At 57.7% G+C, this 11,804-nt stretch carries 11 protein-coding genes and 3 pseudogenes; 4 read left to right on the top strand and 10 right to left on the bottom strand.

Translation table 11 applies throughout. From position 1 onward, the window contains the following. Positions 1-19: 19 nt before the first annotated feature. A pseudogene (locus ASD00_RS18695) lies at positions 20-438 on the top strand (helix-turn-helix domain-containing protein); the annotation flags it as partial. Between the two features lie 250 nt (positions 439-688). On the opposite strand, the gene ASD00_RS18690 reads toward ASD00_RS18695, so the two are convergent. The 5 genes and pseudogenes from ASD00_RS18690 to ASD00_RS18675 all read right to left on the bottom strand — a co-directional run bounded on the left by ASD00_RS18690 (position 689) and on the right by ASD00_RS18675 (position 6,046). Then, the gene (locus tag ASD00_RS18690; RefSeq protein WP_057208291.1) at positions 689-1,081 is read right to left on the bottom strand and encodes a type II toxin-antitoxin system VapC family toxin; all 393 of its coding nucleotides are present in this window, start codon (positions 1,079-1,081) and stop codon (positions 689-691) included. Continuing rightward, positions 1,081-1,323 carry a type II toxin-antitoxin system prevent-host-death family antitoxin gene (locus ASD00_RS18685; RefSeq protein ID WP_057208155.1) on the bottom strand — a complete coding sequence of 81 codons (243 nt, stop codon included), beginning with the start codon at positions 1,321-1,323 and terminating at the stop codon, positions 1,081-1,083. The genes ASD00_RS18690 and ASD00_RS18685 overlap by 1 nt, the downstream gene beginning before the upstream one ends. Before the next feature lie 127 nt (positions 1,324-1,450). After that, positions 1,451-1,698: pseudogene (locus tag ASD00_RS38930) on the bottom strand (transposase); the annotation flags it as partial. 122 nt (positions 1,699-1,820) lie between these two features. Beyond that, positions 1,821-4,931, bottom strand: coding sequence for an efflux RND transporter permease subunit (locus ASD00_RS18680; protein ID WP_057208153.1), 3,111 nt, complete (start codon positions 4,929-4,931; stop codon positions 1,821-1,823). Further along, positions 4,931-6,046: an efflux RND transporter periplasmic adaptor subunit gene (locus ASD00_RS18675; protein WP_057208152.1), complete on the bottom strand. Its 1,116-nt coding sequence runs from the start codon at positions 6,044-6,046 to the stop codon at positions 4,931-4,933. The genes ASD00_RS18680 and ASD00_RS18675 overlap by 1 nt, the downstream gene beginning before the upstream one ends. A gap of 99 nt (positions 6,047-6,145) precedes the next feature. On the opposite strand from ASD00_RS18675, the gene ASD00_RS18670 reads away from it, so the two are divergent. Both ASD00_RS18670 and fabF read left to right on the top strand, forming a co-directional pair. Beyond that, on the top strand, positions 6,146-6,730 hold the full coding sequence (locus ASD00_RS18670) for a TetR/AcrR family transcriptional regulator (protein WP_057208117.1): 585 nt from the start codon (positions 6,146-6,148) through the stop codon (positions 6,728-6,730). Between the two features lie 178 nt (positions 6,731-6,908). Then, positions 6,909-8,207, top strand: a complete 1,299-nt coding sequence (gene fabF / locus ASD00_RS18665) for a beta-ketoacyl-ACP synthase II (protein WP_057208116.1) — start codon at positions 6,909-6,911, stop codon at positions 8,205-8,207. Positions 8,208-8,411: 204 nt separating this feature from the next. On the opposite strand, the pseudogene ASD00_RS18660 reads toward fabF, so the two are convergent. Both ASD00_RS18660 and ASD00_RS18655 read right to left on the bottom strand, forming a co-directional pair. After that, positions 8,412-8,790 (bottom strand): annotated as a pseudogene (locus tag ASD00_RS18660) (type II toxin-antitoxin system VapC family toxin). After that, entirely contained in the window at positions 8,790-9,044 is a 255-nt protein-coding gene (locus ASD00_RS18655; protein WP_057208114.1) for a type II toxin-antitoxin system Phd/YefM family antitoxin, read from the bottom strand. The pseudogene ASD00_RS18660 and the gene ASD00_RS18655 overlap by 1 nt, the downstream one beginning before the upstream one ends. A gap of 511 nt (positions 9,045-9,555) precedes the next feature. Between ASD00_RS18655 and ASD00_RS18650 the strand changes: the two genes are divergently transcribed. Then, positions 9,556-9,951 carry a PRC-barrel domain-containing protein gene (locus ASD00_RS18650; protein WP_057208112.1) on the top strand — a complete coding sequence of 132 codons (396 nt, stop codon included), beginning with the start codon at positions 9,556-9,558 and terminating at the stop codon, positions 9,949-9,951. Positions 9,952-10,126: 175 nt separating this feature from the next. Here ASD00_RS18650 and ASD00_RS18645 read toward each other — a convergent pair whose 3' ends face one another. The 3 genes from ASD00_RS18645 to ASD00_RS38925 all read right to left on the bottom strand — a co-directional run bounded on the left by ASD00_RS18645 (position 10,127) and on the right by ASD00_RS38925 (position 11,650). Beyond that, positions 10,127-10,447 (bottom strand): hypothetical protein, encoded by a 321-nt coding sequence (locus ASD00_RS18645; protein ID WP_057208110.1) that lies wholly within the window; start codon positions 10,445-10,447, stop codon positions 10,127-10,129. 560 nt (positions 10,448-11,007) lie between these two features. Next, positions 11,008-11,121 carry an ATP-binding protein gene (locus ASD00_RS42320; protein ID WP_272502216.1) on the bottom strand — a complete coding sequence of 38 codons (114 nt, stop codon included), beginning with the start codon at positions 11,119-11,121 and terminating at the stop codon, positions 11,008-11,010. Beyond that, positions 11,096-11,650, bottom strand: a complete 555-nt coding sequence (locus ASD00_RS38925) for an ATP-binding protein (protein ID WP_272502215.1) — start codon at positions 11,648-11,650, stop codon at positions 11,096-11,098. The genes ASD00_RS42320 and ASD00_RS38925 overlap by 26 nt, the downstream gene beginning before the upstream one ends. Positions 11,651-11,804 lie beyond the last annotated feature (154 nt).

The following is an 11,804-nucleotide window of genomic DNA, read 5'->3' as shown; positions in this document are numbered from 1 at the left end:
ATGGTTTGGAGATTTTGGGATGTCACGAAGCTATTCGCAGCTGAATCTGGCGGATCGTCGCCGCCTCTATCACTTTGTCGAACGCAAGGTGCCGATCAATGAAATGGCGCGCCAATTCGGTCGTCACCGCTCCACCATCTATCGCGAGATCAGGCGCAATACATTCCAGGATCGCGAGCTGCCCGAATATAGCGGCTACTTCCCAACGGTTGCCGACGACATCCGCAAGGAGCGGTGGCGGCGTTTGAGGAAGCTGATGCGGCACCCGCAATTGCGCGAACTGGTCATCGAGCAGTTGGAGGCGCTGTGGTCACCGGAACAGATCGCCGGTCGCCTGTTCGCCGATGGCGTGAGCGCCGTGCCTGTCTGCGCCGAGACACGATCTATCGCTTTATCTACGGCCAGGAAGATTATGCGCTGGAGCTCTATCGGCATTTGACAAGCGCCTCCAAGCCTCCTCGATCGCACGCAATTCAACCTTAAGCCTGCGGGAACATCATTACCAAACAAGTAGAACGTCTGGGTACTGAACGCCGGGGGCGCAAATCGTGCGTCCGGCTCGGTGCAATCGCAAAGATAAATGAACGTCCTTGAAGCGCCTACGCCTCGGCGCGACTGAGGGAAACATGAACACGCGGGAATTCGTCCACACCGGCGCGCTCCGAATGAGCGAGCAGGGGATTTCGCGCTATTTTTGCATACAGCGAATGGGAGCTGGATACTGCCCGACCAGTTCATCGACAGTCAACAAGGTAACGCCCTCCACGATCGATTGAGCGACTAAAATCCGATCAAAGGGGTCCTTATGGATCGCTGGCAGTCCATCCACCGCTACTGCGTGTGCGCTGGTGATTGGGAGCTCTTGGTAGCCGTTATCGATGAGACCGCGGCGAAGTAGTCGTGGATCTACGGTAAAATCGGCCCGGCCAAGTCCGCGCTTGATGGCCACCTCCCAAAGACTCGCCGCGCTAAATAGCAAGACATTTTCGGTATTCTCGATTTCAGCCAGAGCGGCGGGCGGCAGCTTCCCAGGCTCTCCCGCAGCCCAAAGCAGAAGATGCGTATCCAGCAGGAGTTTCATCATTCGCCGCCAAACAGTTTCTCGATATCTTCGCCACCCATACGATCGAAGTCTTCCGGTACGGAAAACTGCCCCGCCATGAATCCGACGCGACGAGTTTCGTCGGCGGTAGGAGTCTCGACCGCGACGACCTTCACCAAAGGCTTACCCGATTTGGCAATGATAAAGGACTCGCCTTTCGCTGCTTTCTCAATGAGCCGGGACAAATGAGTTTTCGCCTCGTGAATATTTACAGTGTGCATGGCCCTACCTCGAACTTAGTCTCATAAACTTAGTTCGACTTCGGCCTGATAGCAAGCGTAGCCCCGCGAAGAATCGACTTTGACGCCAAGCGGCCCAGAGAAGGACTAGGCTGTAGTGGCGAATTAATCATTTGAGCCAGAGCATGATGCTTGCGAGATTTATGAAGCCGAGGAAATTGGCGGCGAGCTTGTCATAGCGTGTTGCGATGCGTCGCCATTGTTTGAGTTTGGCAGATCGATGCCCCATCGCTGTTTGTAAGCGATACGATCATAGACATGTTGATGCTTGCGATGCCGGCGCGGCGGAACGACTGGTTCGCCGCCTTGATCAAGGATGAGGTCATGCCGGCTGTCTGCATCATAAGCGCGATCGGCTGTCTTCCGGTAACCGATGCGGCGAAAGTGTCCTTCCGTCACATCGAGTATACGCTCGCGCCACATCTCGACTTCGGTGCCCGTGCGCCCCTGTGGGATCGTGATACGTGGCATGGACGCCCCTATTCTGCCGCCAGCGCCATCGGCTGTGCCAGATGTTCGACCGTTTCCTCTTTCCCATCTGCTTTGGGTGGCTTGATACGGAACCACACGGCATACAGGGCCGGAAGGAAGAGCAGGATCATCACTGTGCCTACCGCTGTGCCACCGATCAGAGTATAAGCCATCGATCCCCAGAACACGGAATGGGTCAAAGGTATGAAGGCCAGGATTGCCGCGAGAGCAGTCAGGATGACAGGGCGCGTGCGCTGCACAGTGGCTTCGATGACAGCATGGTAGCCATTGAGACCAGCCGCCTGGTTCTCCTTGATCTGCTCAGTGAGGATCAACGTGTTTCGCATCAGGATGCCTGCGAGCCCGATCAATCCGAGAATAGCGTTGAAGCCGAATGGCTGATTGAACAAGAACAAGGTCGGAACCACCCCGGCAAGACCAAGCGGTGCGGTCAGCATCACCATTGTCATTGTCGATAGACTGCGAACCTGCAGGATGATGACGATCAACATAGCTGCGATCATCAGTGGGAAAACCTGCACAAGGGCAACGTTGGCCTTCAGGGACTCCTCGATGTTGCCGCCCATTTCGATGCGGTATCCAACTGGAAGCGATGCGATCAGCGGCTGAAGGGCCTTCATGACCTGTTGCGAGACCTCCGGAGGCTGTGTCGCCTCGTTGATGTCCGACCTGATGGTGATGACCGGGGTCCGGTCGCGGCGTTTCAGGATCGGTTCTTCGAAGCGGATCTCGGAATGCCCCATCTGATCCAGGGGAACCTGGCGGCCATTCCGGCTCATCAGCGAAAAGTCGGCAAGCCTTGATGGATCGAGGCGATTTTCGCCAGCGCTGCGTGCGACAACAGGCACGTTGCGGATATTGTCGCGAACCTGTGTGACAGGAACACCGCTGAGCAGCAACTGCATCTGCTGAGCCGCTTCCGACGGTGAAAGACCGATCAGATTAAGCCTCTCCTGATCCGAAATAAAGCGTAACACCGGCGTACGGTTGCCCCAATCCCGGTTGGCCTGACGGACATCGGGCACAGTTTTCATAATTGCCAGAGCTTGCTCGGAAATCTTGTAGAGTTCATCCTGATCAGGCCCCATGATCCGGAACTCGACTGGGAACGGCGTATACGGTCCAAATACGAGCTGGGTCACGCGCACGGAGGCCTCGGGAACAAGACCCTCCGATATTGCGGCACGAAGGCGGTGCTTCAGTTCTTCGCGTGCATGGGCATCCGGCGTCAGCACGACGACCTTGGCGAAGGCGGGATCTGGCAATTCCGGAGCCATGGCAAAGAAGAACCGGGGTGCGCCCTGCCCCACATAGCTAGTGACGATCTTTGTCTCTGGCTGAGCCTGTAGCCAATCTTCGACTTTCTTCACCGCCGATGATGTGGCCTCGATGCCCGTGCCTTCGGGCATGCGCACTTCAACCAGCACCTCGGGACGGTCCGATGTCGGGAAGAACTGCTGCTTCACACCGCCCATCCCGACGACCGAGGCGGCCATGGCGATGCCAACCACGGCGCATACCATAAATTTATGCCGGACGGCGAACTCGATGACGGAACGCAGGCGACGGTAGTTCGGCGTATCGTAGATGGCGTGATGACCGCCCTCGACTGGCTTGATTTTTGGCAGCATCTTTACGCCAAGGTAGGGCGTAAACGTCACCGCGACGATCCAGGATACGATCAGCGCGAAACCGACGACCCAGAAGATATTGCCAGCGTACTCGCCAGCGGTTGATTTTGCAAAACCCACGGGCATCAGTCCGATGATCGTGACCAGCGTGCCCGATAGCATCGGCGCCGCGGTATGGCTCCACGCATAGGCGGCCGCCTTGATGCGGTCCATGCCCTCTTCCATCTTCACGACCATGACTTCTATCGCGATGATGGCATCGTCAACCAGAAGCCCCAGTGCAAGGATCAAAGCGCCGAGCGTGATGCGATCGAAAAACCGCCCTGTTTCCAGCATGATGAGGAAGACAACCGCAAGTGTGAGCGGCACGGCAAGGGCCACGACGATACCGACACGCCAGCCCAGTGCAACCAGGCTTACGAACAGAACGACACCAAGCGCCATTGCGAACTTGAGCATGAACTCACCGACCGCCTCATCGATGTTCACGGCCTGATCGCTGACCTTAGTGAGAGTCATGCCCAGCGGCAGTGTCTGCGCGATCGCGGCGGACCGAGCCTCAAGCGCCTTGCCGAGATCCAGTCCGTTCCAGCCCGCTTGCATCACCGCGCCGAGCATGATCGCGGGTTCGCCCTCATGGCGGATGACATAGGTTGCGGGGTCCTGATAACCGCGTCGCACATCGGCCAGATCGGAGAGCTTAAGTGTTCGTCCAGCAGCAACAATGGGCGTGTCGGCAATCGCCTGCACGCTGTTGTAGGCCCCGTCGAACCGGATAAAGACCTGTGGCCCTCTGGTGTCGATTGAGCCCGCGGGCGTGACTGTGTTCTGTCTCTGTAAAGCAGCAGCGATATCCTGCGCCGATATTCCAAGTGTTGCCAGCTTGGCATAGGAAAATTCGACGAAGATCTGTTCTGGGCGCTCTCCGAGAATGTTGATTTTCTTAACTCCGGGGACATGCAGGAGATCCTGGCGGATGACCTCGGCCTGCCGGACGAGGTCGCGCATCGGCATCCCGTTCGCCTTCAATGCGTAAAGGCCGAAGCTGACATCGGAATACTCGTCGTTGACAAACGGGCCAATAACGCCCGGGGGCAAATTTGGGGCTTCGTCACCGAGCTTCTTGCGCGCCTGATAGAACTCCTCGTCGACGGCAGATGCTGGCGTATTGTCTTTGAGCGTGACCGTCAGGAAGGCGTAACCCGGTCGCGTTGTCATCTCGACGCGGTCGTACCAGGTGAGTTCCTGGATACGCTTCTCTAGGGGCTCCGCCACAAGATCCTGCATTTCGCGCGCTGTGGCACCCGGCCAAACTGATGTGACCGTCAGTGTCTTGATGGTGAAGGAGGGATCCTCGGCGCGTCCCAGCTTGACGAAGGCGTAGGCGCCCGCAGCTGCCAGCAGAACGATGAAGAACAAGGTAGCGGCGCGTTCGCGAACGGCGATGGCGGAAAGGTTGAAGTTCATTACTTTGTCACCTCTTGCTGAGAGGCAACCCTGACGGTGGCGCCATTTTCAAGCAGATGCGCGCCGAGAGCGACAACCTGTTGGCCAACCCCCACTCCGATAACAAACGCCGTCTCTTCGCCGATCCGCTTCACTTCGATCGGAGTAAACTTCACGGATGAAGATGTGTTATCGACCACCCACACACCTGTCCGACTACCATCGTCCAGGATAGCGCCCACTGGTACGGCAACCTCCGATTGGCGGTCAGCATCTAGAATTCTGATTGTCACAGTCGAGCCAATCGGGGCTGAGGCCGCGTTGCCTTCGAGAATATAACGCGCCTCGTAAGTCCGAGTTTGGGGATCGGCAGAATCGGAAATCTGTCGCAGCCTTGCCTTCCCGCTTAGACCCTCGCCTCCATAGACACTGGCCTGCGCTTCGGAACCGATCTTCGGCCGCAGGGTCTCTGGTAGCCAGACAACAGCTTCACGCGGCCCCGCCTGGGCAAGTTGAATGACGGTCTGACCCGCTGCAACGACCTGCCCGGGATCTCCGAGAGTATCGACGACAATTCCATCCGAATCTGCTAGAAGAACGGTATAGCTGGCCGCGTTTTCCGCGACCTCGGCTTCCGCTTCAGCTGCTGCAAGTTGTGCCATGGCAGTGTCGAGCGCCGCCTTAGCTTGTTCATAGCGCTGTGGAGTGGCCGCCAATCCATTTTTTACCAGCGCCGCATAGCGCTTTTCGTCTGCTTGCACCTGGATCAGAACGGCGCGTGCTGCGGCAGCGGTATTGCGCTTCGCTGTGAGCGCAAGCTGGAGATCGGTCTCGTCAATGCGCATCAGAGCCTGACCTTGCCTGACCTGCTGTCCCACATCCACCATCCGCTCAAGGATCTTGCCCGGAACTCGAAATCCGAGATTGCTCTGTACCCGGGAAGCGACCGCGCCGGTAAACGAGCGTTCCGCTGTTCCAGTCCTCGCCGCCTCAGCCACTCTTACCAGTGGTGAAGCCGTCCTTGGGTCAGCAGCCTCGGCCTCCCGTCTGGCGGGTTCGAAAACCAGGAAAAAGGCACCGGCTGCCGCTGCCGCTGCCACGAGACCTACGAAAGTCAGGACATGTTTGCGTTTCATTTTCAGTTTCTCTTCTTGACCGGCGACGCGGATAATTTAGATTGCGATCTAACTCTATTTGCATTATAGATGTCAAATGAAATCTAAACGGAGGTCGATATGAGAGTGAGCCGGGCACAGGCCGAGGAGAACCGTGAGACGGTGATCAACGTCGCAAGTCGTCTTTTTCGAGAACATGGCTTCGATGGCATCGGGCTCAAGGATCTGATGAAGGGTGCTGGCCTTACCCAAGGTGGTTTCTACAAGCAGTTCGCGTCGAAGGACGACCTTGCTGCGCTGGCCTCGAGGCGCGCAATGGAAAGTGCTACCCGAAGATGGTCAGCGGCGGCGGCGAACAGTCCGGATCCGCTTGAAGCCGTCATGGAGTTCTATCTCTCCTCGGACCACAGAGGCGAAAAAGCAGAGGGTTGCCCTTTGGTGGCGTTGGGATCGGACGCGGCTCGCCAGAGCGAAGAGGTAAGGCGCCCGTTTGAAGTCGGGATCCGGGCTCACTTTGAGGTTCTGGATGAACTGATCGGCGAAAAGGACTCTAATCCCAGCAGTAGGGCGATGGCCATACTGTCACTCATGGTGGGGGCCGTTACGCTGTCACGGATCATGGAAGACCAGAATTTGTCGCAAGGGATCCTCGACGCGGCGGCCAGCGAAGTCAGAAGCATTGCGCGCGGTGACGATGTCGTCTGAAGGCTGAGCTGGTTCGATAACTCGGCGCGAATAAGGACCAGCTTTAGATACCGCCCGGTTCGGGTGAGAGCGTCTTCGAGGCCGTACGTACTGCATGTTTTAACAACAGACCCTGACCGCATCGTCGGCCGGGAGGCTAGAGGCATGCCTATTTTAAACTGAATACAGGTGAGAACACATGCGTCGTATCGTTGTAACAGGAATGGGAGCTGTAAGTCCCCTTGGTGCGAATGTCGGTATCTCCTGGTCGCGCCTGCTTGCGGGTGAAAGTGGTATTCGGCGACTGGGTGACGACGTCGTTGGGGACCTGCCTTCGAAAATTGGAGGTGTGGTCTCCTCGTTCACTGAGGATCAAGAAGGCGGTTTCGATCCCGACACGATCATGGCTCCGAAGGACCAGCGCAAGGTCGACCGGTTCATTATCTTCGCACTGGCGGCCGCTGAAGAGGCCCTCGCGCAGGCGAACTGGAACCCGACCTCGAATGAAGACCGGCTACGTACCGCGACGATCATCGCGTCGGGCATCGGCGGCTTCCCCGCAATCACCGAAGCGGTGCGCACCGTCGATCAACGTGGTGTGCGTCGTCTTTCACCCTTCACTATACCGTCGTTTCTCGTCAATCTCGCAGCGGGGCAAGTCTCGATCCGCCATGGCTTCAAAGGCCCCCTCGGCGCGCCCGTAACGGCATGTGCTGCTGGCGTTCAGGCAATCGGCGATGCCGCCAGGCTCATCCGCGCCGATGAAGCCGATATTGCGATTTGCGGTGGGACAGAAGCCTGCATGAATATCGTCAGTCTTGGTGGTTTCGCAGCTGCCAGATCGCTGTCGACCAGCTTTAACGGAGCACCAAGCCGGGCATCGCGTCCCTTCGATATGTCACGCGATGGCTTCGTCATGGGCGAAGGAGCCGGCATGCTCGTCATCGAATCCCTAAGCCACGCGCTTGCTCGCGGCGCCACGCCACTTGCTGAACTGGTCGGATATGGCACGACTGCTGACGCCCATCACATAACGTCCGGACCCGAAGACGGGACCGGCGCGCGCAGAGCCATGGAGATCGCTATTTCACAAGCTAGAATTTCTCCGCTTGAGATCGGTCATCTGAACGCGCACGCCACCTCGACACAGGTCGGGGATCTCGGTGAAATCAGGGCGATCAAGAACGTTTTTGGTTCCAAAATGACCGTGGCTGTCAGCGGGACGAAATCGGCCACGGGGCACCTGCTCGGCGCGGCCGGAGGACTGGAGGCCATATTCACGATTCTGGCGCTCAGCAACCAGGTCGCACCACCGACCTTGAACCTGAATGCTCCGGATCCGGAAGCCGATGGTATCGATTTCGTCGCGAACGAAGCGCGACACCTGGACACTGAATACGCCATATCGAATGGCTTCGGCTTTGGCGGGGTCAATGCCAGTGCACTCTTCCGGCGCTGGACAGAAGGGGGCGCCGGCCGCGCTCCGTCAATCGGCTGACGCTAAGCTCGCTCCCAGAACACGTGAAACTGTGTCTTTGCCGCGGGTGACATTCTATGAAGGGTCGGGAAGACAACATAGCCGCACCGCTGCATCACAGTCGATAACATTTTGCAACTTCAGAGGTCTAAAACAGGAAACCGGCACGCCATCGAATGGACACAGTGAATGCCGGCATACAACGGGTGATCGACGCCGAGCGGCTCACGCCGAGCTCTCCCAAGGGTTGATCACGGAGGCGTCTGTGTCTTCGAAATCCTTGACGTTGCGTGTGACAAGGATGAGATCGTGGACGATCGCAGTCGCGGCAATCAACCCGTCGATATCGCCGCAGGGGCGGATTGCCGCGATGCGGCCCCATTCGACCGCGATTTGGTTGGTTATCGGCAAAATGCGGTCGCCATGGTCGTGGCGCAGCTTGCGCAACCATTCGGTGAAGTGCGCTGGCAATGCCGCGCATGATTTCGCCGAGGGTAAGCGCACTCAGGTGGATGCTGAGCGGATCGACAGAGCGCAGCCAAGACACCGCCTGCGGCGTGCCGCGTCGCGCCTCTGAGACGATGTTGGTGTCAACCAGATACATCAGAAGGCCACATCGCGGCTTGGCGGCTTGGCGCGTACATTCCCCACATCAGCGAACTGATCGTCCCAAGCGGGACCGCCCAGCAGATCGTCGACCAGCGTTGGCCGGCCGGCGCGCAGAGCGTCGTAGTCATGAGCGGACAGCACGACGGCTGTGCGCTCACCGCGCAGCGTGACAATCTGCGGCCCTTCATGGCGCGCCTTCTGCACCACCTTCGAGAATTGGTTCTTGGCGTCCTGCAGTTGCCATTCCATAGTTTCGCTCCATTTTGGCTAGACTGTCTAGCTATATAGTCCTTGTCTGCCCTTGAAAGTGCCAATGCACCAGGCCGATCGACGACCTGCACGCAACGCCACATGATCAGCGATCTCGATAACCGAGCTGCGCCGCAGATCACCCCGCGGGGCACGGGCCGAAAAACAAACTCTGAGCAGAAAAACCGCGGCCAGTGCTTCCGGCCAACGCGTCTCGAAACAGATCTCGAACCGTCTGGGCGACGGCTCGAACCAATTCCGACGTTGTGAGTTGTTTGTATAGACGCAAAACCAAGAGAAGAGAAAACGCCCATGGACTGGGATCGGGCCGAAGGCAATTGGAGGTAACTCAAACAGGACTGCCTTGGCATGAACGATTCTGAATCCCCGCAGCGCCCATATTGGCTCAAATAGCGGTGCATGAAACCGGCGTAATTAACTGAGGTCGTTGGAACTTTTGCTGACATCAGGGCGTTTCCGGGTTCATGAACATGCTCAAAGGAGTGGGACCATGCGACGTATACTGACTGCTCTTGCTGCGACTGCGATGATCTTAGGAACGGCTTCCGCGCAGACGGCCGAAACCACGACCACCGAAACCTTCGTCACCGCCAAGCCGACCGATGTGCTGAGCTACAATCTCATCAATCTCAACGTCACCAACAATGCCAACGAGGCGATCGGGGAGATCAAAGATTTGATCCTGTCGGACGACCAGCTAACGGGGTACATCGTGTCGGTTGGCGGGTTTCTGGGGATGGGAGATCGCTATGTAATTGTGAGCCCGAAGGCCGTCAAAATCACATACGTCGAAAACGACAAGAAGTGGACGGCGGTGATGGACGCGACCAAGGATCAGCTCAAGACGGCCCCGGAGTTCAAATACGAAGGCCGCTGGGAACGCTAGTCCGAGTAGCGGACAAATATAAAGGGTTGAGGACTCCCCCGAAAGCGGAGTCTCAATCCGGAAGGAGCGGTCCTCCAGGCTACGGGCCTGGTCGTCTGACTGCCCGTGAAGGGCGGCCAGGTATTAGAGGGTTAGCGGACGGCGCCATCGTACCTAGTTGCAGTCGAGGTGGTCCCTACTTCGAGAACGGTCTATCCTGATCTTCGCCCGGGGCTTTCATTCTGCCGACCATGCCGGCCAACTCGGAGAAGCATGGAAGATCCGCCTCGGGCTGGCAGCGATTAGCGAGTTGCAGTAGCAGTATCGGGAAACTGATCGCATCACGATGCACCGGCGACAGTCCCTGCCAGGCTTCGCCACCTGTCTCGATCGCCTCAGCCTTTCGCAATGCGATCTCGATGTCTTCGGCCGATAACAGGCCGCGCCGAACCAACACGTGATTGATGGAAGCAATCGCCATCAATAGCCCTTCGATCTGGAGGTTCGCGAGGTTCATGACTGCCTCCACCTAATAAGTGCACTCCGCGTAAAAAGGCCGGAAACGAAACGCTGAAAGCACTTCTTCCCGGCCTCTCCTCCCTTCCAAGCGGCGCGGAAGGTTGATAAATAAACACTTCCGATGCCGTATTGTTCCCCCTCCTTGTCTTTGCGGACGGCGGCTCGGCGATCGTGGTATCTCGGATCACCTCATTGCGATCTTGATCGCGATCATACTGCACCCTTGATCGACACATTGGTTGCAGAGGTTCGCGCGGCGAGGTCGCAGGCGCCGGGGTCCTGCTGACCATCTGGGCCTGATGTTTGACGCCACGTCCTAGAGTTCGCAGATGCCTATCGTCATCGGAGTGATCGGCGAGCAATGCTCGTAGCTCCCGCGGGAATGGCATTGGCGCCTGGGCTGGTTTAGCGGCTCAACCGTGCGGATTTCGGTAAATCGGGATAGTCATTTCAGCGGTTGCGGACAAGCGTTTCGCTAAGTCCGGACAAGGGATGCGATCCCCACTCCGGTCGCCTGGTTGCTGTTACGGATGTTGATTTCGGTTATTTCGCAGCCGGTCAAGAGCGTCGGTTTTTTCGTCTCCGCATGCTGTCGCCTTCGAGCGTTGTGCGGTGAGCGTTGTGAACAATACGGTCCAAAATCGCATCAGCCAGAGTGGCCTCTCCGATCATTTCGTGCCGGGCCACGGGAAGCTGAGCCGTGATCAGGTCGATTCCGCCGATATCGCTCCTCGAAGAGTTCTAGCAGATCGAGGCGCTGTCGATCGTTCAAGGTATGTGTTCGCCAGTCATCCAGCACCAGCAAGTGCACGCGCGCAAGCTTATCGACGAGGCGCGGAAAGCGTCCATCCAGCCTGGCAAGTGCGAGGTCCTCAAACAGCGTCGGCTGGACTGAGTCGTTGAGGCGGGCCGCCTGTTGTGCAAAGGCACAAGCAATCCACCTCTTTCCGGTGCCTGTTTGGCCGGTCAGGATTAGGTTCTCGTTTGCCTTCAGCCATGCACCTTGCGCCAGAGATAGGACGTTCCGGCGATCAAGACCGGGGTGAGATCCAAAATCGATGTCTTCGTTCGAGGCATTGGCAAAACAAAGCTTTGCTGTAGCGAGCCTGTTTGTCAGCCGTCGGTCTGTTCTCACGGCTCTCGGTCGAACATCAACCCCTGAGCCTGGACCGCCCAGTGGAGGGAGCCACCAGCGCGCCATAGAGTCCCAGAAACTAAAAGTTGACTTTCGGATCAGTTTTCTCTATCAGCGATTTATCGATATTTGCTTGCTGAACTTTGGTTACCGCGCATTTAGCAACTGCGCCCTGACGAACCTTCCTTTCAAAAATCGCTATCTTCATCCGCAGCGCTTG

This window comes from Ensifer sp. Root31 (genome assembly GCF_001424825.1).
Classification (GTDB): Bacteria; Pseudomonadota; Alphaproteobacteria; order Rhizobiales; family Rhizobiaceae; genus Ensifer; species Ensifer canadensis.
This window is presented reverse-complemented; position numbering and strand designations above follow the sequence as displayed.